At 39.9% G+C, this 25,910-nt stretch carries 32 protein-coding genes; 27 read left to right on the top strand and 5 right to left on the bottom strand.

The features are described from left to right. Positions 1-41: 41 nt before the first annotated feature. Positions 42-629, top strand: a complete 588-nt coding sequence (rpoE, locus tag HT730_RS06070; protein ID WP_173307090.1) for a DNA-directed RNA polymerase subunit delta — start codon at positions 42-44, stop codon at positions 627-629. A 236-nt stretch (positions 630-865) separates the two neighbouring features. Beyond that, the gene (locus tag HT730_RS06065; protein WP_024477731.1) at positions 866-2,473 is read left to right on the top strand and encodes a CTP synthase; all 1,608 of its coding nucleotides are present in this window, start codon (positions 866-868) and stop codon (positions 2,471-2,473) included. Positions 2,474-2,839: 366 nt separating this feature from the next. Here the strand turns inward: HT730_RS06065 and HT730_RS06060 are convergent, their stop codons facing one another. After that, positions 2,840-4,471, bottom strand: a complete 1,632-nt coding sequence (locus tag HT730_RS06060; RefSeq protein ID WP_173307089.1) for a Na/Pi cotransporter family protein — start codon at positions 4,469-4,471, stop codon at positions 2,840-2,842. Between the two features lie 239 nt (positions 4,472-4,710). Between HT730_RS06060 and HT730_RS06055 the strand changes: the two genes are divergently transcribed. The 12 genes from HT730_RS06055 (at position 4,711) to dnaJ (ending at position 15,853) form a co-directional block, all read left to right on the top strand. After that, on the top strand, positions 4,711-5,907 hold the full coding sequence (locus HT730_RS06055; protein ID WP_001096743.1) for a phosphoglycerate kinase: 1,197 nt from the start codon (positions 4,711-4,713) through the stop codon (positions 5,905-5,907). Positions 5,908-6,042: 135 nt separating this feature from the next. Next, positions 6,043-6,570: an aromatic acid exporter family protein gene (locus HT730_RS06050; RefSeq protein ID WP_000119914.1), complete on the top strand. Its 528-nt coding sequence runs from the start codon at positions 6,043-6,045 to the stop codon at positions 6,568-6,570. A gap of 76 nt (positions 6,571-6,646) precedes the next feature. Beyond that, positions 6,647-7,003, top strand: coding sequence for a transcriptional repressor GlnR (glnR, locus tag HT730_RS06045; protein WP_173262073.1), 357 nt, complete (start codon positions 6,647-6,649; stop codon positions 7,001-7,003). Between the two features lie 36 nt (positions 7,004-7,039). After that, positions 7,040-8,386, top strand: coding sequence for a type I glutamate--ammonia ligase (gene glnA, locus HT730_RS06040; RefSeq protein ID WP_001122886.1), 1,347 nt, complete (start codon positions 7,040-7,042; stop codon positions 8,384-8,386). Between the two features lie 113 nt (positions 8,387-8,499). Continuing rightward, the gene (locus HT730_RS06035) at positions 8,500-8,820 is read left to right on the top strand and encodes a PadR family transcriptional regulator (protein WP_031233152.1); all 321 of its coding nucleotides are present in this window, start codon (positions 8,500-8,502) and stop codon (positions 8,818-8,820) included. Next, positions 8,820-9,395, top strand: coding sequence for a DUF2812 domain-containing protein (locus HT730_RS10665; RefSeq protein ID WP_173307088.1), 576 nt, complete (start codon positions 8,820-8,822; stop codon positions 9,393-9,395). Before HT730_RS06035 ends, HT730_RS10665 begins: the two co-directional genes overlap by 1 nt. A 34-nt stretch (positions 9,396-9,429) precedes the next feature. Then, entirely contained in the window at positions 9,430-9,942 is a 513-nt protein-coding gene (locus HT730_RS06025) for a DUF2812 domain-containing protein (protein ID WP_173307087.1), read from the top strand. A gap of 160 nt (positions 9,943-10,102) precedes the next feature. Then, positions 10,103-11,137: a heat-inducible transcriptional repressor HrcA gene (gene hrcA, locus HT730_RS06020; RefSeq protein ID WP_173307086.1), complete on the top strand. Its 1,035-nt coding sequence runs from the start codon at positions 10,103-10,105 to the stop codon at positions 11,135-11,137. A gap of 26 nt (positions 11,138-11,163) precedes the next feature. Further along, a complete protein-coding gene (grpE, locus tag HT730_RS06015; protein WP_173307085.1) occupies positions 11,164-11,688 on the top strand; it encodes a nucleotide exchange factor GrpE in 525 nt (174 codons plus the stop codon). A 480-nt stretch (positions 11,689-12,168) separates the two neighbouring features. Beyond that, positions 12,169-13,992, top strand: a complete 1,824-nt coding sequence (gene dnaK / locus HT730_RS06010; RefSeq protein ID WP_000034661.1) for a molecular chaperone DnaK — start codon at positions 12,169-12,171, stop codon at positions 13,990-13,992. Continuing rightward, positions 13,992-14,447 (top strand): hypothetical protein, encoded by a 456-nt coding sequence (locus HT730_RS06005; RefSeq protein ID WP_050242236.1) that lies wholly within the window; start codon positions 13,992-13,994, stop codon positions 14,445-14,447. The genes dnaK and HT730_RS06005 overlap by 1 nt, the downstream gene beginning before the upstream one ends. 269 nt (positions 14,448-14,716) lie before the next feature. Next, a complete protein-coding gene (gene dnaJ, locus HT730_RS06000) occupies positions 14,717-15,853 on the top strand; it encodes a molecular chaperone DnaJ (RefSeq protein ID WP_001066310.1) in 1,137 nt (378 codons plus the stop codon). Positions 15,854-16,258: 405 nt separating this feature from the next. Here the strand turns inward: dnaJ and HT730_RS05995 are convergent, their stop codons facing one another. Both HT730_RS05995 and HT730_RS05990 read right to left on the bottom strand, forming a co-directional pair. Next, positions 16,259-16,546 carry a hypothetical protein gene (locus HT730_RS05995; protein WP_000777754.1) on the bottom strand — a complete coding sequence of 96 codons (288 nt, stop codon included), beginning with the start codon at positions 16,544-16,546 and terminating at the stop codon, positions 16,259-16,261. 9 nt (positions 16,547-16,555) lie between these two features. Further along, positions 16,556-16,966 carry an HIT family protein gene (locus HT730_RS05990; RefSeq protein ID WP_173307084.1) on the bottom strand — a complete coding sequence of 137 codons (411 nt, stop codon included), beginning with the start codon at positions 16,964-16,966 and terminating at the stop codon, positions 16,556-16,558. Positions 16,967-17,033: 67 nt separating this feature from the next. On the opposite strand from HT730_RS05990, the gene HT730_RS05985 reads away from it, so the two are divergent. Beyond that, positions 17,034-17,765: an ABC transporter ATP-binding protein gene (locus tag HT730_RS05985; protein ID WP_049538864.1), complete on the top strand. Its 732-nt coding sequence runs from the start codon at positions 17,034-17,036 to the stop codon at positions 17,763-17,765. Further along, positions 17,762-18,811, top strand: coding sequence for an ABC transporter permease (locus tag HT730_RS05980; protein WP_173307083.1), 1,050 nt, complete (start codon positions 17,762-17,764; stop codon positions 18,809-18,811). Before HT730_RS05985 ends, HT730_RS05980 begins: the two co-directional genes overlap by 4 nt. Positions 18,812-18,873: 62 nt before the next feature. On the opposite strand, the gene HT730_RS05975 is transcribed toward HT730_RS05980, so the two are convergent. Then, positions 18,874-19,197, bottom strand: coding sequence for a hypothetical protein (locus tag HT730_RS05975; protein ID WP_000131861.1), 324 nt, complete (start codon positions 19,195-19,197; stop codon positions 18,874-18,876). 28 nt (positions 19,198-19,225) lie between these two features. Continuing rightward, the gene (locus HT730_RS05970) at positions 19,226-19,477 is read right to left on the bottom strand and encodes a hypothetical protein (protein ID WP_001130045.1); all 252 of its coding nucleotides are present in this window, start codon (positions 19,475-19,477) and stop codon (positions 19,226-19,228) included. A 358-nt stretch (positions 19,478-19,835) separates the two neighbouring features. On the opposite strand from HT730_RS05970, the gene HT730_RS05965 reads away from it, so the two are divergent. From HT730_RS05965 to blpZ, 11 genes are all read left to right on the top strand, one after another. Beyond that, entirely contained in the window at positions 19,836-20,174 is a 339-nt protein-coding gene (locus HT730_RS05965) for a LytTR family DNA-binding domain-containing protein (protein ID WP_173307082.1), read from the top strand. Positions 20,175-20,178: 4 nt separating this feature from the next. Next, on the top strand, positions 20,179-20,916 hold the full coding sequence (locus HT730_RS05960) for a LytTR family DNA-binding domain-containing protein (protein ID WP_173307081.1): 738 nt from the start codon (positions 20,179-20,181) through the stop codon (positions 20,914-20,916). Positions 20,917-20,929: 13 nt separating this feature from the next. After that, positions 20,930-22,279 carry a sensor histidine kinase gene (locus HT730_RS05955; RefSeq protein WP_173307080.1) on the top strand — a complete coding sequence of 450 codons (1,350 nt, stop codon included), beginning with the start codon at positions 20,930-20,932 and terminating at the stop codon, positions 22,277-22,279. Between the two features lie 68 nt (positions 22,280-22,347). Then, positions 22,348-22,704, top strand: coding sequence for a hypothetical protein (locus tag HT730_RS10505; RefSeq protein ID WP_240151469.1), 357 nt, complete (start codon positions 22,348-22,350; stop codon positions 22,702-22,704). A gap of 277 nt (positions 22,705-22,981) precedes the next feature. Continuing rightward, positions 22,982-23,101 (top strand): PncF family bacteriocin immunity protein, encoded by a 120-nt coding sequence (locus HT730_RS10500; RefSeq protein ID WP_240151468.1) that lies wholly within the window; start codon positions 22,982-22,984, stop codon positions 23,099-23,101. Between the two features lie 194 nt (positions 23,102-23,295). After that, complete coding sequence (locus HT730_RS05945) at positions 23,296-23,460, top strand: hypothetical protein (protein ID WP_173307078.1); 165 nt, start codon at positions 23,296-23,298, stop codon at positions 23,458-23,460. Next, positions 23,457-23,861, top strand: coding sequence for an immunity protein (locus HT730_RS05940; RefSeq protein ID WP_138704684.1), 405 nt, complete (start codon positions 23,457-23,459; stop codon positions 23,859-23,861). Before HT730_RS05945 ends, HT730_RS05940 begins: the two co-directional genes overlap by 4 nt. A gap of 361 nt (positions 23,862-24,222) precedes the next feature. Then, entirely contained in the window at positions 24,223-24,408 is a 186-nt protein-coding gene (locus HT730_RS05935) for a hypothetical protein (RefSeq protein WP_173307062.1), read from the top strand. An 82-nt stretch (positions 24,409-24,490) separates the two neighbouring features. Continuing rightward, entirely contained in the window at positions 24,491-24,874 is a 384-nt protein-coding gene (locus HT730_RS05930; protein ID WP_173307077.1) for an immunity protein, read from the top strand. Between the two features lie 51 nt (positions 24,875-24,925). After that, complete coding sequence (locus HT730_RS05925) at positions 24,926-25,615, top strand: CPBP family intramembrane glutamic endopeptidase (RefSeq protein WP_000760519.1); 690 nt, start codon at positions 24,926-24,928, stop codon at positions 25,613-25,615. 41 nt (positions 25,616-25,656) lie between these two features. Beyond that, positions 25,657-25,905 (top strand): immunity protein BlpZ, encoded by a 249-nt coding sequence (gene blpZ / locus HT730_RS05920; protein WP_173307076.1) that lies wholly within the window; start codon positions 25,657-25,659, stop codon positions 25,903-25,905. The last annotated feature ends 5 nt before the right edge of the window (positions 25,906-25,910 follow it).

Here is a 25,910-nt window from a genome sequence, read left to right as displayed (position 1 = left end):
TGTTTGCTCTGGCGATAGTAGTATAAATGAGGAGAAACGCTTTGGAATTAGAAGTATTTGCTGGGCAAGAAAAAAGTGAACTATCTATGATTGAGGTAGCGCGTGCTATCTTGGAACTTCGTGGTCGCGATCATGAGATGCATTTTAGCGATCTTGTAAACGAAATTCAAAACTACCTTGGAACATCAAACAGCGATATCCGTGAAGCTTTGCCTTTGTTCTACACAGAGTTGAACTTTGACGGTAGCTTCATCTCACTTGGGGACAACAAATGGGGTCTTCGTTCATGGTATGGTGTGGACGAAATTGACGAAGAAATCATCGCTCTTGAAGAAAATGACGATGATGAAGTAGCACCAAAAACTAAGAAAAAACGTGTCAATGCCTTCATGGATGGCGATTCAGATGCTATTGACTACAATGCAGATGATCCAGAGGATGAAGACGCATATGAAGCAGATCCAGCTCTTTCATACGATGATGAAAATCCAGATGATGAGAAAAACGAAGTGGAAGCTTATGATGCAGAAATCAACGAAATCGCTCCTGATGACTTGGGTGAAGACGTGGATCTCAACGAAGAAGATGACGAGTTCTCAGAAGATGATGCTGAAACCAGCGAGGAATAAAAGTTAGCTATTGACAATTATCCTATTTTTAGGTATCATATTGTTCGGGCACCTCTTTTAGAGGTCGGGGCTCCCTAGTTCTTAGGGAGCTATTTTTGTTTTTTCAAGAAGTTATCTTCTTGTATTTTAGTTGTGAATCTGGTGCAGTAGTCCCAGTTTATTCTTATTAGTAGGGTCTTGTTTTCTATGTCCCCTCGTAGTTAACAAGACCTTGAGCATTTTAGAAAGAGGAATCTATGTCTACGAAATATATTTTTGTAACTGGTGGTGTCGTATCGTCTATTGGGAAAGGGATTGTGGCAGCGAGTCTGGGCCGTCTCTTGAAAAATCGTGGTCTCAAAGTAACCATTCAAAAGTTTGACCCTTATATCAATATTGATCCGGGAACTATGAGTCCTTACCAGCACGGGGAAGTTTTTGTGACAGATGACGGAGCTGAGACAGATTTGGACTTGGGTCACTATGAACGTTTCATCGATATCAATCTTAACAAATATTCCAACGTGACAACTGGTAAAATTTACAGTGAAGTGCTTCGTAAGGAACGCCGTGGAGAATACCTTGGTGCAACTGTTCAGGTTATTCCTCATATCACAGATGCTTTGAAAGAAAAAATTAAGCGTGCCGCTCTAACGACCGACTCTGATGTCATTATCACAGAGGTTGGTGGAACAGTAGGAGATATCGAGTCCTTGCCATTCCTAGAGGCCCTTCGTCAGATGAAGGCAGATGTGGGGGCGGATAATGTTATGTACATCCATACAACCTTGCTTCCTTACCTCAAGGCTGCTGGTGAAATGAAAACCAAACCAACTCAGCATTCTGTCAAGGAATTACGCGGTTTGGGAATTCAACCAAATATGTTGGTTATTCGTACAGAAGAGCCAGCTGGTCAAGGAATTAAAAACAAACTGGCCCAGTTCTGTGATGTGGCACCAGAAGCCGTTATCGAATCGTTGGATGTCGAACATCTTTACCAAATTCCACTGAACTTGCAGGCTCAAGGTATGGATCAAATTGTCTGTGACCATTTGAAATTAGACGCACCGGTAGCTGATATGACAGAGTGGTCAGCAATGGTGGACAAGGTCATGAATCTCAAGAAACAAGTTAAAATTTCCCTTGTCGGTAAGTATGTTGAGTTGCAAGATGCCTACATCTCTGTGGTTGAAGCTTTGAAACACTCTGGTTATGCCAATGACGCAGAAGTTAAAATCAATTGGATCAATGCCAATGATGTGACAGCAGAGAATGTGGTAGAGCTTTTGTCTGATGCGGACGGAATCATCGTGCCAGGTGGTTTCGGTCAACGTGGTACGGAAGGGAAAATCCAAGCTATCCGCTATGCGCGTGAGAATGATGTTCCAATGTTGGGAGTCTGCTTGGGAATGCAGTTGACTTGTATCGAGTTTGCTCGTCACGTTTTGGGTCTTGAAGGTGCCAATTCTGCAGAGCTTGCACCAGAAACAAAATACCCTATCATTGATATCATGCGTGATCAGATTGATGTTGAGGATATGGGGGGAACCCTTCGTTTGGGACTTTATCCGTCTAAACTAAAACGTGGCTCTAAGGCAGCAGCTGCTTATCACAATCAAGAAGTGGTGCAACGCCGTCACCGTCACCGCTATGAGTTTAACAACGCTTTCCGTGAGCAGTTTGAGGCAGCAGGTTTTGTCTTCTCAGGAGTTTCTCCAGACAATCGTTTGGTAGAAATCGTGGAAATTCCAGAAAATAAATTCTTTGTGGCTTGTCAGTATCACCCTGAACTGTCAAGCCGTCCAAATCGCCCAGAAGAGCTCTACACTGCCTTTGTCACTGCAGCAGTTGAGAACAGCAATTAGCAAAATCAGAACCTTTGAGAAGAATCTCAGAGGTTTTTTGCATACGATGGATATTGCAGTATATCTGAGGTAGGAGTCCTTTGTATGTGCCTGCTACCCTTGAAATCAATAGCGACTCCCTCTTGCCCTGTGCTAGTGAATGGATTTATCAGTATATTGAAATAAGATGTGAACATCTCTATCAGGAAAGCCAAATCAATTTCTAGAAATATTTTAGCAGTCAAGGTGTACTGTTATAGATTCAATACACTATACTTTTTTAATTTAATCCACTATATCTGCAGAATACTCTCTCAGTTTCATTCAGCCTAGTCTTGCTTAGGAAAAAAGTAAAAAGCCATCCCATTCAGGATAGCTTTTTGGTTCTTAGATTTGTTCTGCAAAAACCTTTTCGGCAAGGTTCATAGCGTGGTCTGATACACGAGTGTAGTGTGAGATGATGTCGATAAAGTTGACCCCAGCTTGTGTTGAACATTCGCCCTTGTTGAGGCGTTTGATGTGGGTTTTTCTGAGAACACGCTCTATCTTATTGATTGCTTCATGACGTTCTACAAGACTGCGTGCTTTTTCAATATCATTGTTTTCCACACTATACAGAGCATCTTTGATAAAGTCACTAGTTTGACGATAAACTTCCTCTAATTCTTTCAAGGCGGCATCAGAAAATTCAACATTTTTACGTTGAAGATAGTCAGTCAGATTGAGTAGAGCCTCCGCGTGGTCTCCAATCCGTTCCAAATCACGGGAGGAATCAAGAATATTGGTGAGCACTTCGCTTTCTTTTTGACTGAGAGCTTCGCTTGAAAGGGCAATGAGATAACGTGTTAATTGCTCATCGATGGTGTTAATGGCTTCTTCGGTTTTATGCCCTTTTTCAGCAACTTTTTCATCCAAGTCAATGATATACTTATAGGAAAGGTCAAAGGCTTTAGCAGCGTAGTTTCCTAAATGCAAGAGCTCTTTCTTAGCATTTCCGAGAGCGATAGATGGGGCTTGTTTGATGAAATGTTCATCAAGATATAAGGGTTCGTATTTGACAACCTCGTCCTCTCCAGGAATAATCTTGGTTACAAAGTAAGCCAGAGCTCCGATAAATGGAAATTGGACAATGGTATTGGTAATATTAAAGGTTCCGTGAGCAAAGGCGATGGTCATTTCCGGTGCTAGATTTAGCGTAGATTCAAACCAATGAATCAGGGCTGTAAAAGGAACTAGAAAAATAACGCAGACGACTGTTCCTATAACGTTGAAGGCAACATGAGCTCCTGCTACCCGTTTAGCTGCAATATTAGCACCTAAAGAGGCAATGATGGCTGTAATGGTTGTCCCGATATTGTCACCAAATAGAACTGGCAAAGCTCCTTGCAGATCAATGAGATTGCTGGCGTAGAGGTTTTGTAAAATCCCGATGGTAGCCGAGGAAGCTTGAATCAGTAAGGTCAAGCCGGTACCGACAAAGACACCCAAAACAGGATTTTTACTTAGCTCAATCATATAGTCTTTAAAGACCTGTAAATCTTTGAGTGGAGCCATTGCACCGCTCATGAGATTGAGGGCAAAAAAGATACCACCGACACCAAAGAGGATGCGTCCGATATTATTGACTGTCCGATTTTTCGTAAAAAAGAGACAGACAGCACCGATAAAGAGCATAGGCAGGGCATAGTCACCTAGTTTAAATCCAATAAGAAAGGATGTGACTGTTGTCCCAATATTAGCCCCCATGACAATTCCGATAGCCTGACGTAAGGTTAGGAGACCGGCACTGACCAGGCCGACTGTGATAACTGTTACACCAGAACTAGACTGAATTAGAGCAGTCATCCCAATACCAACCAGAACTCCAAAGAAAGGATTACTAGTATATTTGTCAATGTAAAAACGAAGGCGATCTCCAGCAGCTTGTTGTAAACCGTCTCCCATGGTCTTGATACTATATAAGAATAGTCCCAGACCACCTAAAAAGTGAAATAAAATTTCCTGCCAATTAATGGACATTTCTTTTTCCTCCGAAAAATAATCGCGGAATATCTCCTATTCTATTTTAAAGGATAAAAGTAAATCTAACAAGTGTTAAGCTAAGATTTTAGAAAGAAAATTCGTTAGAAAAAGCAAAAATAATAGACTCTAGCATGTTACAAAGATTAAATATCGAAAAATCTTGTGAAATCTTTCCTTATATTTCCAAAGTGTGATATAATAGTTTCGAATAAAATAAATAAAGGGGTTTTTGTAACATGGCAAAACTTACTGTTAAAGACGTTGACTTGAAAGGTAAAAAAGTCCTCGTTCGTGTTGACTTCAACGTACCATTGAAAGATGGTGTAATCACTAACGACAACCGTATCACAGCAGCTCTTCCAACTATTAAGTACATCATCGAACAAGGTGGACGTGCAATTCTTTTCTCTCACCTTGGACGTGTGAAAGAAGAAGCTGATAAAGCTGGTAAATCACTTGCTCCTGTAGCAGCAGACTTGGCAGCAAAACTTGGTCAAGATGTTGTGTTCCCTGGTGTCACTCGTGGTGCTGAATTGGAAGCGGCAATCAACGCTCTTGAAGATGGACAAGTTCTATTGGTTGAAAACACTCGTTACGAAGATGTTGACGGCAAAAAAGAATCTAAAAACGATCCTGAACTTGGTAAATACTGGGCATCGCTTGGAGATGGTATCTTCGTAAACGATGCATTCGGTACAGCTCACCGTGCACACGCATCTAACGTTGGTATCTCAGCAAACGTTGAAAAAGCAGTTGCTGGTTTCCTTCTTGAAAACGAAATTGCCTACATCCAAGAAGCAGTTGAAACTCCAGAACGTCCATTCGTGGCTATCCTTGGTGGTTCAAAAGTTTCAGACAAGATCGGTGTTATCGAAAACTTGCTTGAAAAAGCTGATAAAGTCCTTATCGGTGGTGGTATGACTTACACATTCTACAAAGCACAAGGTATCGAAATCGGTAACTCACTTGTAGAAGAAGACAAATTGGATGTTGCGAAAGCTCTTCTTGAAAAAGCAAACGGTAAATTGATCTTGCCAGTTGACTCAAAAGAAGCAAACGCATTTGCTGGTTACACTGAAGTGCGTGACACTGAAGGTGAAGCAGTTTCTGAAGGCTTCCTTGGTCTTGACATCGGTCCAAAATCTATCGCTAAATTTGACGAAGCTTTGACTGGCGCTAAAACAGTTGTATGGAATGGACCTATGGGTGTATTTGAAAACCCAGACTTCCAAGCAGGTACAATCGGTGTGATGGACGCTATCGTGAAACAACCAGGCGTTAAATCAATCATCGGTGGTGGTGACTCAGCTGCCGCAGCAATCAACCTTGGTCGTGCAGACAAGTTCTCATGGATTAGTACGGGCGGAGGTGCTTCAATGGAACTTCTTGAAGGTAAAGTATTGCCAGGACTTGCAGCCTTGACAGAAAAATAAGATTAACTAAATGAATCAAAGAAGAGAGGGATGAAAGTTCCTCTTTTCTTTTGCTCAAAATAAAAACGCTTCCTCTCAACTATTCCTCATAAAATCACCCAAATTATGATAAAATGGAAATAGAAAGTTGAGATTATGAGTTATTTTAAAAAATATAAATTCGATAAATCCCAGTTTAAACTTGGTATGCGAACTTTTAAAACAGGTATTGCTGTTTTCCTAGTTCTCTTGATTTTTGGCTTTTTTGGTTGGAAAGGTCTTCAAATTGGTGCTTTGACAGCTGTTTTTAGCTTGAGGGAGAGTTTTGATAAGAGTGTCCATTTTGGGACTTCGCGTATTCTAGGAAATAGTATTGGTGGCCTCTATGCCTTGGTTTTCTTCCTAATAAATAGTTTTTTCCACGAAGCCTTTTGGGTAACCTTGGTTGTTGTTCCGATTTGTACCATGTTAACCATTATGACAAATGTAGCCATGAATAACAAAGCAGGTGTTATTGGTGGTGTAGCGGCTATGTTAATCATTACCCTATCGATCCCGAGCGGAGAGACAATTTTGTACGTATTTGCGCGTGTATCAGAAACTTTCATGGGAGTTTTTGTCGCAATTCTCGTAAATTACGATATTGATCGTATTCGGCTCTTTTTAGAGAAAAAAGAAAAATAATGTTACATTTTATAACATTATCAATTGACGTTTGTCTTTTTTTAGACTATAATAGACAGAAAGAAGGAAATTGTAAATGAAGGAAAAAGAATTTCGCCGAAATATGGCTGTTTTTCCTATCGGCAGTGTTATGAAGTTGACCGATCTATCGGCGCGTCAGATTCGTTATTATGAAGATCAAGAGTTGATTAAGCCTGATCGAAACGAAGGGAACCGTCGCATGTATTCCTTGAATGACATGGATCGTCTACTTGAAATCAAAGATTATATCTCTGAAGGTTATAATATCGCTGCCATTAAGAAAAAATATGCTGAACGTGAAGCGAAATCCAAGAAAGCGGTGAGTCAGACTGAGGTGCGTCGTGCACTTCACAATGAACTCCTCCAACAGGGTCGCTTTGCTTCACTACAGTCACCTTTTGGTCGCGGTTAGGCAACCGCAAGTAGTCATACATTAAGGAGAAAACTCATGCCAATCACAGCTGCAGATATTCGTCGTGAAGTCAAGGAAAAAAATGTTACCTTTATCCGTCTCATGTTCTCAGATATTTTGGGAACCATGAAAAACGTCGAAATTCCTGCTACAGATGAACAATTAGATAAGGTCTTGTCAAATAAGGCTATGTTTGATGGATCTTCTATTGAAGGGTTTGTACGTATCAATGAGTCAGATATGTACTTGTACCCAGACTTGGATACATGGACAGTCTTCCCTTGGGGAGATGAAAATGGAAGTGTTGCAGGTTTGATCTGTGATGTCTATACAACAGAAGGTGAACCATTTGCGGGGGACCCTCGTGGTAATTTGAAACGAGCTCTTCGTCACATGGAAGAAGTAGGATTCAAATCTTTCAACCTTGGTCCAGAGCCAGAATTCTTCCTATTTAAGTTGGATGAAAATGGAGATCCAACACTTGAAGTGAATGACAAGGGTGGCTACTTTGATTTGGCGCCTACTGACCTTGCGGACAATACACGTCGTGAGATTGTAAATGTCTTGACCAAAATGGGATTTGAAGTAGAAGCCAGTCACCACGAGGTTGCTGTTGGACAGCATGAGATTGACTTTAAGTATGATGAAGTCCTCCGTGCTTGTGATAAGATTCAAATCTTTAAGCTCGTTGTTAAAACCATTGCTCGCAAACACGGACTTTACGCAACCTTTATGGCAAAACCAAAATTTGGTATTGCCGGATCAGGTATGCACTGTAATATGTCCTTGTTTGATGCAGAAGGAAACAATGCCTTCTTTGATCCAAATGATCCAAAAGGAATGCAGTTGTCAGAAACGGCCTACCATTTCCTTGGTGGTTTGATCAAACATGCCTACAACTATACTGCCATCATGAACCCAACGGTTAACTCATACAAACGTTTGGTTCCAGGTTATGAAGCGCCTGTTTACATTGCTTGGGCTGGTCGTAACCGTTCGCCACTTGTGCGCGTGCCTGCTTCACGTGGTATGGGAACTCGTCTTGAGTTACGTTCAGTGGATCCAATGGCGAACCCTTATATCGCTATGGCAGTTCTTTTGGAAGTTGGTTTGCATGGTATTGAAAACAAAATAGAAGCACCAGCTCCTATCGAAGAAAATATCTACATTATGACAGCAGAAGAGCGTAAGGAAGCTGGCATCACAGACCTTCCATCAACTCTTCACAACGCTTTGAAAGCTCTGACTGAAGATGAAGTTGTCAGAGCAGCTCTTGGAGAACATATCTATACTAGTTTTCTTGAAGCTAAACGAATTGAATGGGCTAGCTATGCAACCTTCGTTTCACAATGGGAAATTGATAATTATTTAGACCTTTACTAATATAGAAGAAAGATTGCCTGAGGGCGGTCTTTTTTCTTGCGTTTTATATCGAGGTGTGATATATTTTATATAACGAAGTGCGATATATCGAACTGAATAGGAGGTGCTTATAAATGGAATTAACGGATAAGATTCGTCGAGTTTATCTTCCCATGACGGAAACGGGTTTTTATATCTTGTTCTGTCTGCAAAAGGAAGGTCATGGTTATAGTATTACGCAAAAGGTCAAGGAGATGACAGATTTGCAAGTTTCGATTAGTCCTGGAACTATGTATGGAACCTTGTCAAAGATGGAAAAGGATGGTTTGATTTCCTTTGTCCGAGAAGAGGAGAAGCGTAAAATCTATCAGATAACAGACTTGGGACGCAAAGTCTTAGATATTGAATTGAAACGTATTGAACGGCTCTATAGAAACAGTCGGGAGGAAGGATGATGGAAAAGAAGGTTGTTTATAGAATTGCTACCATTGCGGACTATGATAGAGAGGCTTTATATCTTAGAGAAATGCATGCTAAGGGCTGGAAGCTTAGGAAAGTAAGCTATTCTATCTTATTGTTTGCAGTTAAGTATACCTTTGAAAAGTGTCACCCTGAGCAGGTGTCTTATCAGTTGGATTTTTACCCAATGGAAAAATCAGAGAGAGCCTCCTATTTACAACTGTTTAAAGACTGTGACTGGGAGCATATTACAGACTTTAATGGTTTTTCCTACTTTAGAAAACTTCATTCTGGAATTGAGTCGGATGCCGAGTTTGAAATTTATAATGACACGGCCGGGAAGCTGGTTATGGTCAAACGGATTTTAACGAGGAGGATGCTTCCTATTTCGATTCTCTTTTTAGCTCTACTACCGGTTTTCTCAAAGTTTGTCAGTGGAGGTAGTTCTTTCAGTTGGGAAGTATTTTTGATTTTCATAATAGATGGTGTTTTATTGATAGTTCATGCGATTCAGATTTCTTATATTTTTTGGAGATTGTTTCAAAAGTGGAAAGAATTATCTGATAAATAACGCCAGGCATGTTTTCTAATTTTGGGGTAAGACAATGAATAGAAGAGTAGAATTCCGGATTTTCACCATTGTTGATTTGGACAAGGAAGAAGAATATTTACATGAGATGCATTTGAAAGGTTGGAGGTATAGAACGAGTCGTTTTGGTTTGTTCTATTTTGACCAATGTCAACCAGACGATGTCATCTACTGTATCTATGATTCTAGATTTCTTAAAAAATATAAGTATGAACTGCAAGATTTTAGAAATAGAGGTTGGGAATTGATAGAAACAGGTTTTTGTTCAATTTTTCGTAAACCAGCTTCCGATTTACTTCCAGAGGATCAAGTCTATATGAGTAAGGGGCTCAGATGGGAAGTTATGCGATATAGACTTCGTTCATGTACAGTTGCTTTCTCAGGTGGTCTTGTTGTTTGTATAAGTTTATTTAAAGAAGAGCTTGCTATGTCTTTCTTCGTTATTTTTATTTTATATGCCTTTCTGATTTCTTATTTAATTCTTGGTTTTTTCAGACTTAAAAGGAAATACCAAGTAGATGGAAGGTGAGTTTCTCGGTCTGTAGACTGATTTTTAGCACTCTTGATAAAAGAGTGCTAATTTTTTGAGTTTTTATCTTGACATTCTCTTCTAAGGGTGTATAATAGAATCATAAGTTAGCACTTGAGCGTATCGAGTGCTAATAGATCAGACAGAGAGGAGTGATGAGATGGTTACAGAGCGTCAGCAGGATATTTTAAATCTGATTATTGACATCTTTACCAAAACGCACGAACCTGTCGGATCCAAAGCCTTGCAAGAGTCTATTAACTCTAGCAGTGCAACCATTCGTAATGACATGGCGGCTTTAGAAAAGCAAGGATTGCTTGAGAAGGCTCATACTTCAAGTGGTCGGATGCCAAGTGTTGCTGGTTTTCAGTACTATGTAAAACACTCACTGGATTTTGACCGACTAGCTGAAAATGAGGTTTATGAGATTGTCAAAGCCTTTGATCAGGAATTCTTCAAATTGGAGGATATTCTGCAAGAGGCTGCTAATCTGCTGACAGACTTGAGTGGCTGTACGGTAGTAGCATTGGATGTTGAGCCGAGCAAGCAACGGTTGACAGCCTTTGATATCGTTGTTTTGGGGCAACATACAGCCTTGGCAGTATTCACCCTAGACGAGTCTCGAACGGTTACCAGTCAGTTTCTGATTCCAAGGAACTTTTTGCAGGAGGACTTGCTGAAGCTGAAGAGCATCATTCAGGAACGTTTCCTCGGCCACACCGTTCTAGATATTCACTACAAGATTCGGACGGAGATTCCGCAGATTATCCAGCGTTACTTTACAACAACGGACAATGTCATCGATCTCTTTGAACATATCTTTAAGGAAATGTTCAACGAAAATATTGTGGTGGCGGGCAAGGTTAATCTCTTGAATTTTGCTAATCTAGCAGCCTATCAGTTCTTTGACCAACCGCAAAAGGTGGCTCTGGAGATTCGTGAGGGGTTGCGTGAAGATCAGATGCAAAACGTCCGTGTTGCAGACAGTCAAGAGTCCTGTCTAGCTGACCTAGCGGTGATTAGTAGCAAGTTCCTCATTCCTTATCGGGGAGTTGGAATTCTAGCCATTATCGGTCCAGTCAATCTGGATTACCAACAGCTAATCAACCAAGTCAATGTAGTCAATCGTGTTTTAACCATGAAGTTGACAGATTTTTACCGCTACCTCAGCAGTAATCATTACGAAGTACATTAAGATTGAAATCATTAAAGGAGGCGAAAATGGCCCAAGATATAAAAAATGAAGAAGTAGAAGAAGTTCAAGAAGAGGAAGTTGTGGAAACGGTAGAAGAAACAACTCCTGAGAAATCTGAGTTGGACTTGGCAAATGAACGTGCAGATGAGTTCGAAAACAAATACCTTCGCGCTCATGCAGAAATGCAAAATATCCAACGCCGTGCCAATGAAGAGCGTCAAAACTTGCAACGTTATCGTAGCCAAGACTTGGCAAAAGCAATCTTACCATCGCTCGACAACCTTGAGCGTGCACTCGCAGTTGAAGGTTTGACAGATGATGTGAAGAAGGGCTTGGAAATGGTGCAAGAAAGCTTGATTCACGCTTTGAAAGAAGAAGGAATCGAAGAAATCGCAGCTGATGGTGAATTTGACCATAACTACCATATGGCCATCCAAACTCTCCCAGCAGACGATGAACACCCAGCAGATAGCATCGCTCAAGTTTTCCAAAAAGGCTACAAACTCCATGACCGCATCCTACGCCCAGCCATGGTAGTGGTGTATAACTAAGATACAAAGCCCGTAAAAAGCTCGCAGTAAAAATAGGAGATTGACGAAGTGTTCGATGAACACAAGAAAATCTATCTTTTTTACTCAGAGCTTAGGGCGTGTTCAATTAGGCAATTCTGACGGTAACTAAAGCAATTCGTCAGAAAACGGCAATCGCTATGGCGTTTGCCTAGCCTCCTTACTAACTCGTCGTCGAAATAAAATCGATTTCGACTCCTCGTGTCGTAACATAATAGGAAACTTGTCCGAAACGACAATAAACTATGAAAGAAAGATAAGAGGCAAGCCGGAGGCTTGCAAGGAAGATATTTCCCACCGTGGTGAAAGTTTCAGTAGCAAAAGCTACTGAAACAGGGGATTTTTGAGACAATAGGCTCAAAAATAAGTGATGAAATCCCGAAGGGAGTTGCTCACGTCCCCACCACTTAAGGGAAATATCAAAAAATCAAAATTCGAATTAAAATTTAAGGAGAAAAACACATGTCTAAAATTATCGGTATTGACTTAGGTACAACAAACTCAGCAGTTGCAGTTCTTGAAGGAACTGAAAGCAAAATCATCGCAAACCCAGAAGGAAACCGCACAACTCCATCTGTAGTCTCATTCAAAAACGGCGAAATCATCGTTGGTGACGCTGCGAAACGTCAAGCAGTCACAAACCCAGATACAGTTATCTCTATTAAATCTAAAATGGGAACTTCTGAAAAAGTTTCTGCTAACGGAAAAGAATACACTCCACAAGAAATCTCAGCTATGATTCTTCAATATTTGAAAGGCTACGCTGAAGACTACCTTGGTGAAAAAGTAACCAAGGCAGTTATCACAGTTCCAGCTTACTTCAACGATGCTCAACGTCAAGCAACAAAAGACGCTGGTAAAATCGCTGGTCTTGAAGTAGAACGTATCGTCAACGAACCAACTGCAGCAGCTCTTGCTTACGGTTTGGATAAGACTGACAAAGAAGAAAAAATCTTGGTATTTGACCTTGGTGGTGGTACATTCGACGTCTCTATCCTTGAATTGGGTGACGGTGTCTTCGACGTATTGTCAACTGCAGGGGACAACAAACTTGGTGGTGATGACTTTGACCAAAAAATCATCGATCACTTGGTAGCAGAATTCAAGAAAGAAAACGGTATTGACTTGTCTACTGACAAGATGGCGATGCAACGTTTGAAAGATGCGGCTGAAAAAGCGAAGAAAGATCTTTCTGGTGTAACTTCAACACAAATCAGCTTGCCATTCATCACTGCAGGTGAGGCTGGACCTCTTCACTTGGAAATGACTTTGACTCGTGCGAAATTTGACGATTTGACTCGTGACCTTGTTGAACGTACAAAAGTTCCAGTTCGTCAAGCCCTTTCAGATGCAGGTTTGAGCTTGTCAGAAATCGACGAAGTTATCCTTGTTGGTGGTTCAACTCGTATCCCAGCCGTTGTCGAAGCTGTTAAGGCTGAAACTGGTAAAGAACCAAACAAATCAGTAAACCCTGATGAAGTAGTTGCTATGGGTGCGGCAATCCAAGGTGGTGTCATCACTGGTGATGTCAAAGACGTTGTCCTTCTTGACGTAACACCATTGTCACTTGGTATTGAAACAATGGGTGGTGTCTTCACAAAACTCATCGACCGCAACACAACAATTCCAACATCTAAATCACAAGTCTTCTCAACTGCGGCAGACAACCAACCAGCCGTTGATATCCACGTTCTTCAAGGTGAACGCCCAATGGCAGCAGATAACAAGACTCTTGGACGTTTCCAATTGACTGATATCCCAGCTGCACCTCGTGGAATTCCTCAAATCGAAGTAACATTTGACATCGATAAGAATGGTATCGTGTCTGTTAAAGCTAAAGACCTTGGAACTCAAAAAGAACAAACAATTGTGATCCAATCGAACTCAGGTTTGACTGACGAAGAAATTGACCGCATGATGAAAGATGCAGAAGCTAACGCTGAAGCAGATAAGAAACGTAAAGAAGAAGTTGACCTTCGTAACGAAGTAGATCAAGCTATCTTTGCGACTGAAAAGACAATCAAGGAAACTGAAGGCAAAGGATTCGACGCAGAACGTGACGCTGCCCAAGCTGCCCTTGATGACCTTAAGAAAGCTCAAGAAGACAACAACTTGGACGACATGAAAGCAAAACTTGAAGCATTGAACGAAAAAGCTCAAGGACTTGCTGTTAAACTCTACGAACAAGCCGCAGCAGCGCAACAAGCTCAAGCAGGAGCAGAAGGCGCACAAGCAACAGGAAACGCAGGTGATGACGTCGTAGACGGAGAGTTTACGGAAAAGTAATGAGTAGTAATATTAATCTTTTTGAAGTAGTTGATTCTAAGGAACAGTACGAAAAATTCACTGCTTTGGCACGTGAAAGCTATACTGAGTTACAGAGTCAGATAAAAAATAAATTCCAATCTGGTCAAAAAGAAGAACTATTAGAATACAAAGTAAATATTTTAGCAGAGCATGCGAATAAGGAAAATGATATAAGTATTATTAGTAATTTGATTTTTGGTATTTTTCTACCAGCAATTGTAACGTATGTGACAGCGCTTATTCTTAATAATTTTGATAAAGATATTAGTTCTAACTCATTTCTTATCTCTCTAATTCAAATGATTTTATCAACTTTTGTTATTTTTTCAGCTATCTTTAATCTAAATAGATATAACAAGACTCTTATGAAGAGGAGAGCTAATATTTCTTTGAAAAGAGCTATAGTGTTTTTAGAAAATTATGAAGTTGATTAATAGCTTAAAGAAATCCAGAGGTTGCAACCCAGCCTCTGTTTTTCGGTAAAAAGGAACGACACTAATATTTTGATTCGTTTCGCAATACTAACAGAAAGGAACAAGGGTGTTCGTAACTGAACACGGGTTTCCAAATTTCTTACTCAATATAAAAGAAAGGAATTGAACCCGACCTAAATTCTCGGAAAAAAGATAAATCTGTCTAGGAGCATCGCTCCAGCGTCAGATTTCCTATTTTTCAGTCGAATTTTACGGTCTTGGTATCTTGTATGAACAATACTGAATTTTATGATCGTCTGGGGGTGTCAAAAAACGCTTCGGCAGACGAAATCAAAAAAGCTTATCGTAAGCTTTCGAAAAAATATCACCCAGATATCAATAAGGAGCCTGGTGCTGAGGAAAAGTACAAGGAAGTTCAGGAAGCCTATGAGACTTTGAGTGACGACCAAAAACGTGCTGCCTATGACCAATACGGTGCTGCTGGAGCCAACGGTGGTTTTGGTGGAGCTGGTGGTTTCGGCGGTTTCGATGGGGCAGGAGGCTTCGGTGGTTTTGAAGATATCTTCTCAAGTTTCTTCGGCGGAGGCGGTGCTTCACGCAATCCAAATGCTCCTCGTCAAGGGGATGACCTCCAGTATCGTGTGAACTTGACCTTTGAAGAAGCTATTTTTGGAGCTGAAAAAGAAGTTAAATACAATCGTGAAGCAAGCTGTAGTACATGTAATGGTTCTGGTGCTAAGCCAGGAACAAGTCCAGTCACTTGTGGACGCTGTCATGGCGCTGGTGTTATTAACGTCGATACGCAGACTCCGCTTGGTATGATGCGTCGCCAAGTAACCTGTGATGTCTGTCATGGTCGCGGAAAAGAAATTAAAGATCCATGTACAACCTGTCACGGTACTGGTCATGAAAAACAAGCTCATAGCGTACATGTGAAAATCCCTGCTGGTGTGGAAACTGGTCAACAAATTCGCTTAGCTGGTCAGGGTGAAGCAGGATTTAACGGTGGACCTTATGGTGACTTGTATGTAGTAGTTTCTGTGGAAGCCAGCGACAAGTTTGAACGTGAAGGAACTACTATTTTCTACAATCTCAACCTCAACTTTGTTCAAGCGGCTCTTGGTGATACAGTAGATATTCCAACTGTTCACGGTGATGTTGAATTGGTTATCCCAGAGGGAACTCAGACTGGTAAGAAATTCCGCCTACGTGGCAAGGGAGCTCCAAGCCTTCGTGGCGGTGCAGTTGGTGACCAATACGTTACCGTTAATGTCGTAACACCGACAGGCTTGAACGAACGCCAAAAAGCAGCCTTGAAAGAATTCGCAGCTGCAGGTGATTTAAAAGTCAATCCAAAGAAAAAAGGCTTCTTTGACCATATTAAAGATGCCTTTGAAGGAGAATAAAGCAAAAAGAGCCGTTGGGCTCTTTTTTTATAGATTTTTTAAAACTTTCCTTAAGTAATGACGGACGGTAGCGACCTTCTTCGAAGTTCCATACCTAAACTTTGAGCCTAGGTCTCAAAGTTTCCGGACACCTGAAACCAAACTGTTTCAGGTGTTTTCATTATGGCGGAAAGTCTGGGGAAGTATTCGATTTAGTTATGAAACGGTGAATAATACTCTTCCAAAATCTCTTCAAACCACGTCAGCGTCGGCTTGTCTACAACCTCAAAACGGTGTTTTGAGCAGCCTGCGCCTAGCTTTCTAGTTTGCTCTTTGATTTTTATTGAGTATGAGTTGCCTAAATTATGATGTATAGTTGATGGGATATAACTTGTTTACCTTTTAAAAAAGAGCCGTTGGGCTCTTTTACTTATCTTCGATTTCCTGTGTTTCTTTAATCACAGCTAGTCTAGTCTGGATATCTTTTTCCAAGACCTTAAACTTGTAAGTCAGGTCTTCTTGGTATTCCTTGATGAGTTCTTTTTGTTGGTCGATGATTTGTAGGCTGTTTTGGATAATATCCACATCATCCTTGATAGCTTGAACGCGGTCAGTGGTATTCAAGACTTCATCTGTGATGGTTTGGCGATTTTTTGTAACCAGATAACTTCCAGCTGCAGCTCCTGCAAATAGCAGTAGATTGGATAATTTCATGGCAACTCCTTAGGCATTTTTGATGGTTTCAGCGACTTGAGCAAGTTTGTCAAAGTCTGGTTCGTGGACGATAAAATCAATCTTGAGGTCATCGTCCGCACTGTAGCGAGGCACGAGGTGAACGTGGGTATGAAAGACGGTTTGACCTGCGATTTCTTCACAGTTAGCAATGATATTCATACCAGCAGCCTTGGTAGCTTTCATGACTTTTTGAGCTACTTTTGGTACTTGGGCAAAGAGTTGGCTAGCGCTGGTAGCGTCCATTTCCAAAAGATTGCGATAGTGTTCTTTTGGCACGACTAAGGTGTGTCCTGGTGTCACTTGAGAAATATCCAGAAAGGCAAGAACCTGCTCATCTTCATATACTTTTGAAGCAGGAATTTCCCCTGCGATGATTTTACAAAAAATGCAATCTGACATAAAATCTACCTCTACTGTATTGAATTTTGATATAATATAGCTACATTATACCAGATTTGGAGAAAATATGTTAGAAATTAAAAACCTGACAGGTGGCTATGTTCATGTCCCTGTCTTGAAAGATGTGTCCTTTACTGTTGAAAGTGGGCAGCTGGTCGGTCTGATTGGTCTCAATGGTGCTGGAAAATCGACGACAATCAATGAGATTATCGGTCTGTTGACACCTTATAGTGGTTCTATCAATATCAATGGCTTGACCCTGCAAGAAGATGCGACTAGCTACCGCAAGCAAATTGGCTACATTCCTGAGACACCTAGTCTGTATGAGGAATTGACCCTCAGAGAGCATATCGAAACGGTTGCCATGGCTTATGGTATTGAGCAGAAAGTGGCTTTTGATCGAGTAGAACCTTTGTTAAAAATGTTCCGTCTGGATCAGAAATTGGACTGGTTCCCTGTTCATTTTTCCAAAGGGATGAAGCAAAAGGTCATGATTATCTGTGCTTTTGTGGTGGATCCGAGTCTTTTCATCGTGGATGAGCCTTTCCTTGGTCTGGATCCGCTGGCTATTTCTGACTTGATTCAGCTGTTGGAAGTGGAAAAGCAAAAAGGCAAGTCTATTCTCATGAGTACCCACGTGCTGGATTCGGCGGAGAAGATGTGTGATGCCTTTGTCATTCTTCACAAGGGAGAGGTGCGTGCTAAGGGGAATCTCCTGCAACTGCGCGAAGCCTTTGATATGCCTGAGGCTAGTTTGAATGATATTTACTTGGCTCTGACCAAAGAGGAGGAGCTATGAAAGACTTGTTTTTAAAGAGAAAGCAGGCTTTTCGTAAGGAGTGTGTCGGTTATCTGCGCTATGTTCTCAATGACCACTTTGTCTTGTTCCTGCTTGTTCTGCTGGGCTTTCTAGCCTACCAGTACAGTCAACTCTTGCAACATTTTCCTGAAAATCATTGGCCCATCCTTTTATTTGTAGGAATTACGTCTGTTTTACTTTTGCTTTGGGGTGGAATTGCCACCTATATGGAGGCTCCGGACAAGCTCTTTCTCTTAGTCGGAGAAGAGGAAATCAAACTCCATCTCAAGCGTCAAACTGGCATTTCCCTAGTATTTTGGCTCTTTGTCCAAACCCTTTTCTTGCTGTTATTTGCGCCCTTATTTTTAGCAATGGGCTATGGCTTGCCTGTTTTTCTGGTCTATGTGCTTTTATTGGGAGTAGGTAAATATTTCCTCTTTCGTCAAAAGGCTAGCAAATTTTTCACGGAAACTGGACTGAACTGGGACTATGTTATTTCCCAAGAAAGCAAGCGTAAGCAAGTCTTGCTTCGTTTCTTTGCCCTTTTTACGCAGGTCAAGGGAATTTCAAACAGCGTCAAGCGTCGTGTCTATCTGGACTTTATCCTAAAGGCCGTTCAGAAGGCGCCTGGGAAGATTTGGCAAAATCTCTATCTGCGTTCTTATCTGCGAAATGGAGACCTCTTTGCCCTCAGTCTTCGTCTTCTCTTGCTTTCCATACTGGCACAGGTCTTTATCGAGCAAGCTTGGATTGCGACAGCAGTGGTGGTTCTCTTTAACTACCTCTTGCTCTTCCAGTTGCTGGCCCTCTATCACGCCTTTGACTACCAGTATTTGACCCAACTCTTTCCGCTGGACAAGGGGCAAAAGGAAAAAGGCTTGCAGGCTGTAGTCAGAGGATTGACCAGTTTGGTCTTAGTAGTGGAATTAGTTGTTGGGTTGATTACCTTCCAAGAAAAACTAGCCCTTCTAGCCTTACTGGGAGCTGGTTTGGTTTTACTAGTCTTGTACTTACCTTATCAAGTAAAACGTCAGATGCAGGACTAACATTGCTTATATGATATTAAAAAAGAAGTTGAGTTCAGTTTGTCTCAGCTTCTTTTTAGTTGCTACAGGATAATGGTTGGCCCGTAGAGACTCAACTTGGTCTTGACTTGGTCAAAGTGAAAGCGATCATAGGCCCGCCAAGCGGCGCGAGTGGGAGCATCTGGATCAAGAGCGCTGAGTCCCATGAGAAGACTGGAAGTCTGGTAAAATTTTTCCAGTTCAATCAAGACTCGATTATCCACTGTCTCAGCCTTTGCTAGAAAGCCAAGAATAGAGTTTAATTGCTCCTGAAAGCGGACGTCGTCAGCGGTTGCCTGTCTGCATGCTTGGTAGGCTTTGTTTAAGTCAGTTATCAGTGCCTGAGCAGTTTTAATTGGGTCTGTCATTTACGTGACCTCCTATATAATTTATGTTTTAAGGTAAGGGATTGTGTAAATCTCCTAGTGAGGCACCTATATTATTAGCAACATTGCCAACTATGTTGCCCCAATCAATGATACATTTACCATTATCAAGATTAGCTTTATTATATGAATATCCATTTCTACATAGTACATTATCGCTAATCATATGAAACGGAGAATACCATCCATATGGAATACTACCGCCATTTATATGAGAAAGTTCGATTGATGTTAATTGTTTTGTTTTATTTGACTTGGCCATAATTTTCTCCTTGTTATATTTACGTCAATTGCAATAGAGTATATTTATAGGGTGTTAATCATGGTGGATGTGAATAAATCATATGCACCCCTCCTTTTTTGATGATTTTTAAAGTTGTTGCAAACATAGTCTTTCTATAATCATAGTCTATCACTTTTATCTCCTTTTTCGCCTTCAAATCTTTAATTGTCCTTGAAATTTCCTGAATGGTCCTGTTAAGATTTTATGATAAAATAGTTGTAACCTCATCATGATGTTATGGAAAAATAATCCTTTTAGGAGCTTTCAAAGACTGTTTAGGATTGGGTGCGCTTGTGTGAGAACTTTTCTGTTATTCTTTTCTTAGGAGGAGAATCCAATGAAACATATGATTATTCAGACACAGAAAACAGTTTATAAAGTAAACATCGACGATGTCTACTATATCCAAACACATCCAACTAAAGCCCATACCGTACAGATTGTTACAGAAGAGGCTAGTTTTAATATGGTTCAAAATTTAAGTAATCTTGAGAACCAATATGGGGAAAACTTGATGAGGTGTCATAGAAATTGTTTGGTCAATCTTGATAAAGTAAAATCGATTGATTTTCAAGAAAGAATCCTTTTTCTTGGAGAAGAAGGTCAATACGCTGTCAAGTATGCCAGACGTCGCTATAGAGAAATTCGCCAAAAATGGTTGAAACAAGGAGAGTAAGAAGATGAGAATATTTGTTTTAGAAGATGATTTTTCCCAACAGACTAGGATTGAAACGACGATTGAGAAACTTTTGAAAGAACATCATATCGTTCCCAGCTCCTTTGAGGTCTTTGGTAAGCCAGACCAACTGCTGGCAGAGGTGCATGAGAAGGGAGCCCATCAGCTATTCTTTTTGGATATTGAGATTCGAAATGAAGAGATGAAGGGGCTGGAAGTGGCTAGAAAGATTCGGGATCGGGATCCTTATGCCCTGATTGTCTTTGTGACGACTCACTCGGAGTTTATGCCCCTGTCCTTTCGCTATCAGGTGTCTGCTTTGGACTACATTGATAAGGCCCTTTCAGCAGAGGAGTTTGAATCTCGTATCGAGACAGCCCTTCTCTATGCCAATAGTCAAGACAGTAAAAGTCTGGCGGAAGATTGCTTTTACTTTAAATCAAAATTTGCCCAATTCCAGTATCCTTTTAAAGAGGTTTACTATCTCGAAACGTCTCCCAGAGCCCATCGTGTTATTCTCTATACCAAGACAGACAGGCTGGAATTTACAGCGAGTTTAGAGGAGGTTTTCAAGCAGGAGCCTCGTCTCTTGCAGTGCCATCGCTCTTTTCTCATCAATCCAGCCAATGTGGTTCGTTTGGATAAGAAAGAGAAACTCCTTTTCTTTCCTAATGGCGGAAGCTGTATGATAGCGCGTTATAAGGTCAGGGAAGTGTCTGAGGCTATTAATAACTTACACTGAGCTAGGAGAGTTTATGAATATTGCTTGGATATTATTGTATACACTTATTACTCATGGACTAGAAATTGTCATTTTCTTTAAGGTGGATGGAATTGGTATCACTTTTGAGAGGATTTTTAAGGCTTTTCTTTTTAAGATACTGTTGGCCTTTGTTTTTTTAATGATTGAATATATGGTGGGAGATAATTACCTATTTTATTTTATGGAACCCTTGTACGGCATAGGCTTATCTTTCTTATTGTTAAGAGGACTTCCTAAAAAACTCCTTCTCTTTTATGGTCTCTTTCCAATGATATTAGTGAATCTCTTTCATAGAGGTGTTTCCTATTTTGTGCTTCCATTTTTGGGACAAGGGCAAGTATATGATGACTACTCATTTGCTTGGTTATGTATAATAATTTTCAATTTCTTCATTTCCCTAGTCTTTTTGAAATGGTTGGACTATGATTTCACTAACTTGAGAAGGGAGATTCTAGATAAAACTTTTCAAAAGTCCCTGACTACGATTAACTGGATAATGGGGGCGTACTATTTGGTGATGCAAAGTCTGTCTTTCTTTGAATATGAACAAGGTATTCAATCAAAGACTGTTCGCCATCTGATTCTGGTGTTTTACTTTCTCTTTTTTATGGGGATTATCAAGAAACTGGATACCTATTTGAAGGACAAACTCCATGAGAGATTGGACCAAGAGCAGACCTTGCGCTACAGAGATATGGAACGCTATAGTCGGCATATAGAGGAACTTTACAAGGAAGTACGGAGTTTTCGCCATGACTACACCAACCTTTTGACCAGCTTACGTCTGGGCATTGAAGAGGAGGATATGGAGCAGATAAAAGAGGTCTACGACTCGGTCTTAAAGGATTCTAGTGAAAAATTGCAGGACAACAAATATGACCTGGGCCGATTGGTGAATGTTCGTGATAAAGCCCTCAAAAGTCTCCTAGCAGGGAAATTTCTAAAAGCCAGAGAAAAGGATATTGTCTTTAATGTCGAAGTTCCAGAGGAGATTCAGGTCGAGGGGATGAGCTTGCTTGATTTTCTAACCATTGTGTCTATCCTTTGTGACAATGCTATTGAAGCTAGTGTAGAAGCCTGTCAACCTCATGTTTCAATCGCCTTTTTAAAAAATGGGGCACAGGAGACCTTTATCATCGAAAACTCCATCAAAGAAGAGGGCATCGATATTTCTGAAATCTTCTCCTTTGGAGCAAGCTCTAAGGGGGAGGAGAGAGGAGTTGGTCTCTATACCGTCATGAAAATTGTGGAAAGCCATCCCAATACCAGTCTAAATACCACCTGTCAAAATCAAGTCTTTCGTCAGGTTTTAACAGTTCACTCGATGTCAGTTGATGATTAGAAGATCTGTGGAAAGAAGTACCGCCTGTAGTCATCAATTAAAATGCCATAGTATATGAGGTACCCTATATGAATAAGAAATCCTTTTTTATCATCTGTTCTACGTTAATCATAGCATCGAATCTTCTCATGATTTCCGTGGTGAACAAGGGAGAAGAAACAGGGAGCAACCTGTTTGTGATTGCTATAGCCTGTGTTTTGCTACCAGCCTTTTTATATGCGGTTGAGAACCGACTGACTTCTTTAATTCGGACAGGGTCAATAGCTTTACTCTTATTGACAGTATTGTCTTTAGTCCGTCTTGTCAACAGAATAGAGAGGACGCCTGAAATTCTCAACATTATCATTACCCTCCTGGTTTTGGCAGGTGGGACAGCCTGTATCCTGGTTGCAATCATGAGAATCTATCAGAACAGACGGAAGTAAGGGTGAATAGTTTTCTATTTTGTATTTTCACATTGTTAAGTTTCCATAGGGCAAGTATGTTTTTCATGCTTGCTTTTTAAATTTTTTACAATTCAAGATGTTTTGATGACCATTTATGATTTGGATGGAAAATTTTAAAAAATAGTAGTATACTAACCTTATTAAGGTTGTAATAGGACGAAAGTAAAAAGAGGTATTCCTCGTGAATGCAAAAACAATGTTACAATTGGCTATTATGGTTGCTTAAAGACTTGAGCTTGTGTATTTGGAGGTAATTATGGATTTCAAAAGTTTTCTTATTGCTTTTGTTGTTGGTATGTTTGTTTCTTTTATTACTTCTGTAATTAGGGAAAAATTTTTAAAATCTCCAAAGAAGAATAAAGATAGATCTAATTAGATAAAAAATCTACAAATTAAGTTGGTATCAATATGGTGTAAAGGGCAAGTATGTTTTTCATGCTTGCTTTTTAAATTTTTTACAATTCAAGATGTTTTGATGACCATTCGTGATTTGAGTGATCTAAGGTCAAAATAAGTGCTATACTAATAGTGTAAAGGTTGTAGCTCAACAAACATTTAGGAGGAAATTTTATGAAGACAAAAATACTGATTATTTTCGTTCTATATCTAATCATGTCCATCTTTCTTTATCCGCTTAGGGAGAGTACTTGGTATCAGCTATTTTATACCATAGCCTATGTGATTGCGGTTATGATTTATCTTGCTTTAACTAAAAAGAAAGGAGCAAAGAAATGAAAACTTTTCTTGCTAAAAAACGGAACATCTTCCTTGCGAGATTGTTCTTAGGTCAGTTGCCCTTGCTTGTCTCTACTTATCTATTTCTATCTCGTCAGTTTTTAAATTTTTCCTTAGTTTTCCAATTTCTTTTGGTGGTTATTAACTTGGCTTCTATTTTAGTCACTGTTTATCTCACTAGGGAAATGAGGATAAGAGAGTTTGAAGACGATGATTTGGTTAGTCCTAGAACCAATCAACTGATGTTCATCGGCTTGACAGGCTTTATGTCTATTATTTGTTTGTATAGAGGTATCACAGCAGGAGAATCTTATCAACAACTAATCGCTTATATTGGTGCTATTCTTTGCTTGATTATCATGCTTTTACTCATTTGGGGCTTGAAGTATTATAAAAAGTAGGGGCTAATGAAGTTTTTACAATTCAAGATGTCTCGATGACAATTCAAGATTTGGATGAAAAACTTTAACAAATAGTGCTATACTGAAATTGTCAAAGTTGCAACGGGTGCTGCTACATTATGTTAAAAATCGCTCTTGATTGATAAGCTGGATTTGTTAGGAAAGGAGTAAATAATTATGGATAAGAAAAAGATAGTTTCGACTATAATATGTATAGTATTTCTTGTAGTGTCAGTAGATAATTTTTTTAGAGACTTAACCCCGTTATTGTTCATTTTAAATATTATTGGCCTAACTTGTTTTTTAGTGTTAACATACACTAACATAAAAGAGATAGTCTTAAATATAAGTAAATGATGATTTGGTTAGTCCTAGAACCAATCAACTTATGTTTATCGGTTTGACAGGTTTTATGTCTATTATCTGTTTGTATAGAGGTATCACAGCAGGAGAATTCTATCAACAACTAATTGCCTATATTGGCGTTATTCTCTGCTTGATTATCATGCTTTTACTCATTTGGGGCTTGAAGTATTATAAAAAGTAGCTTTCTATCCTTTTCTGACAGGATATTTGAGTAGAAGGCTCTATTAAATTGTTAGTGAAATAAATGAATGGAGGTGTTTAATATGAAATACAGATTATTTTTTGTTATTTTCTTGAGTAGTATGTTGGATATTCTTTTAGGGACATTTTTACAAATCTCTAATGTATCGATTGGGTGGCTTGTTCTCTACAGTGGATTATTTGAAGCAGGAGTTTTCCTTCTTGCCAATAAAGGGTTGGCGATAAAAATCAAGGAGGCAGACATTCAAAACCGTTTTAAATTTATTTTTGGAAAAACGCTATGGTTTCAAATTCTTTTGCTCATCTTTTTGATGGTCAAACTGTATCTTGGTTTGGATGCGAGATTGATTTTATTCTATGGACATATTTTCATTGTCTTTAATGCCTTAATGTATCTATTATCTAGTAGTCAGGTTAGCCTTAAAAAGAACAAACTGCCTTCTTAATCTTGCAGTAGTAGACCCTGACAAGGGGATGTCATAGTGGGGAGGATTTCTATGAAAAAGTATCAACTTCTATTCAAAATAAGTGCAGTCTTCTCTTACTTATTTTTCGTATTTGGTCTTTCTCAGCTGACGCTTATCGTCCAAAATTATTGGCAATTTTCTTCCCAGATTGGCAATTTCGTCTGGATTCAAAATATCTTGAGTTTACTATTTAGCGGAGTCATGATTTGGATTCTGGTTAAGACAGGTCATGGTTATCTCTTTCACATTCCAAGAAAAAAATGGCTTTGGTATTCGATTTTGACAGTATTAGTGCTAGTGCTCCAGATCTCTTTTAACGTTCAGATAGCTAAACATGTTCAGTCAACTGCTGAAGGTTGGGCCGTATTGATCGGTTATAGTGGGACCAACTTTGCTGAGCTAGGTATCTATGTAACCCTGTTTTTCCTGACTCCACTAATGGAAGAGTTGATTTATAGGGGATTACTTCAACACGCCTTCTTTAAGCATTCGCGATTTGGCCTTGATTTGCTTCTTCCTTCCATTTTGTTTGCTCTTCCTCATTTTTCAAACTTACCTAGTCTGTTAGATATTTTCGTCTTTGCGACATTTGGCATCATCTTTGCCGGTTTGACCCGCTATACCAAGAGTATTTATCCATCCTATGCGGTGCATGTGATCAATAATATTGTAGCGACCTTCCCGTTTTTGCTCACTTTTTTACATAGGGTCTTGGGGTAAAAAAACAAAAGTCTTGCTTTTCAGCCATAGAGGAGGTTACCATGTATAAACACTTATTTTTCCTAGATTCCAAAACCTTAGACTGGTTGACTCCTTATATTCTGGTCTTGGCTTCTGACACCATTACCTTTAATGTTTTTGTGCTAACCTTTGTATCTGTTATGGCCTTTTATTTCCTAAACCCCATGCTATCTTTAATGGCTATCTTTTTAGGGGGTGGTTATGTGGTCGGATTTTGGTTACTCAAATGGTTTGTTTTGGAAAGGCTAGAACTAAAGAATGACGCGTAGGAAGT

It is taken from the genome of Streptococcus sp. k-628 (assembly GCF_013277475.1).
Taxonomy (GTDB): Bacteria; Bacillota; Bacilli; order Lactobacillales; family Streptococcaceae; genus Streptococcus.
This window is presented reverse-complemented; position numbering and strand designations above follow the sequence as displayed.

Coding starts and splice junctions, on each gene's coding strand:
- HT730_RS05960 (WP_173307081.1), top strand. CDS start 20,179: ATGAGAATATTTGTTTTAGAAGATGATTTTTCCCAACAGACTAGGATT.
- HT730_RS05925 (WP_000760519.1), top strand. CDS start 24,926: ATGAAAAAGTATCAACTTCTATTCAAAATAAGTGCAGTCTTCTCTTAC.
- HT730_RS05940 (WP_138704684.1), top strand. CDS start 23,457: ATGAAAACTTTTCTTGCTAAAAAACGGAACATCTTCCTTGCGAGATTG.
- HT730_RS06055 (WP_001096743.1), top strand. CDS start 4,711: ATGGCAAAACTTACTGTTAAAGACGTTGACTTGAAAGGTAAAAAAGTC.
- HT730_RS05970 (WP_001130045.1), bottom strand. CDS start 19,477: ATGGCCAAGTCAAATAAAACAAAACAATTAACATCAATCGAACTTTCT.
- HT730_RS05955 (WP_173307080.1), top strand. CDS start 20,930: ATGAATATTGCTTGGATATTATTGTATACACTTATTACTCATGGACTA.
- HT730_RS05980 (WP_173307083.1), top strand. CDS start 17,762: ATGAAAGACTTGTTTTTAAAGAGAAAGCAGGCTTTTCGTAAGGAGTGT.
- HT730_RS05965 (WP_173307082.1), top strand. CDS start 19,836: ATGAAACATATGATTATTCAGACACAGAAAACAGTTTATAAAGTAAAC.
- glnR (WP_173262073.1), top strand. CDS start 6,647: ATGAAGGAAAAAGAATTTCGCCGAAATATGGCTGTTTTTCCTATCGGC.
- HT730_RS06005 (WP_050242236.1), top strand. CDS start 13,992: ATGAGTAGTAATATTAATCTTTTTGAAGTAGTTGATTCTAAGGAACAG.
- HT730_RS05945 (WP_173307078.1), top strand. CDS start 23,296: ATGAAGACAAAAATACTGATTATTTTCGTTCTATATCTAATCATGTCC.
- HT730_RS05930 (WP_173307077.1), top strand. CDS start 24,491: ATGAAATACAGATTATTTTTTGTTATTTTCTTGAGTAGTATGTTGGAT.
- HT730_RS06035 (WP_031233152.1), top strand. CDS start 8,500: ATGGAATTAACGGATAAGATTCGTCGAGTTTATCTTCCCATGACGGAA.
- HT730_RS06050 (WP_000119914.1), top strand. CDS start 6,043: ATGAGTTATTTTAAAAAATATAAATTCGATAAATCCCAGTTTAAACTT.
- HT730_RS05985 (WP_049538864.1), top strand. CDS start 17,034: ATGTTAGAAATTAAAAACCTGACAGGTGGCTATGTTCATGTCCCTGTC.
- HT730_RS05975 (WP_000131861.1), bottom strand. CDS start 19,197: ATGACAGACCCAATTAAAACTGCTCAGGCACTGATAACTGACTTAAAC.
- HT730_RS06025 (WP_173307087.1), top strand. CDS start 9,430: ATGAATAGAAGAGTAGAATTCCGGATTTTCACCATTGTTGATTTGGAC.
- HT730_RS05995 (WP_000777754.1), bottom strand. CDS start 16,546: ATGAAATTATCCAATCTACTGCTATTTGCAGGAGCTGCAGCTGGAAGT.
- HT730_RS10500 (WP_240151468.1), top strand. CDS start 22,982: ATGGATTTCAAAAGTTTTCTTATTGCTTTTGTTGTTGGTATGTTTGTT.
- grpE (WP_173307085.1), top strand. CDS start 11,164: ATGGCCCAAGATATAAAAAATGAAGAAGTAGAAGAAGTTCAAGAAGAG.
- glnA (WP_001122886.1), top strand. CDS start 7,040: ATGCCAATCACAGCTGCAGATATTCGTCGTGAAGTCAAGGAAAAAAAT.
- blpZ (WP_173307076.1), top strand. CDS start 25,657: ATGTATAAACACTTATTTTTCCTAGATTCCAAAACCTTAGACTGGTTG.
- dnaK (WP_000034661.1), top strand. CDS start 12,169: ATGTCTAAAATTATCGGTATTGACTTAGGTACAACAAACTCAGCAGTT.
- HT730_RS05990 (WP_173307084.1), bottom strand. CDS start 16,966: ATGTCAGATTGCATTTTTTGTAAAATCATCGCAGGGGAAATTCCTGCT.
- hrcA (WP_173307086.1), top strand. CDS start 10,103: ATGGTTACAGAGCGTCAGCAGGATATTTTAAATCTGATTATTGACATC.
- HT730_RS06060 (WP_173307089.1), bottom strand. CDS start 4,471: ATGTCCATTAATTGGCAGGAAATTTTATTTCACTTTTTAGGTGGTCTG.
- dnaJ (WP_001066310.1), top strand. CDS start 14,717: ATGAACAATACTGAATTTTATGATCGTCTGGGGGTGTCAAAAAACGCT.
- HT730_RS06065 (WP_024477731.1), top strand. CDS start 866: ATGTCTACGAAATATATTTTTGTAACTGGTGGTGTCGTATCGTCTATT.
- HT730_RS10505 (WP_240151469.1), top strand. CDS start 22,348: ATGAATAAGAAATCCTTTTTTATCATCTGTTCTACGTTAATCATAGCA.
- HT730_RS10665 (WP_173307088.1), top strand. CDS start 8,820: ATGGAAAAGAAGGTTGTTTATAGAATTGCTACCATTGCGGACTATGAT.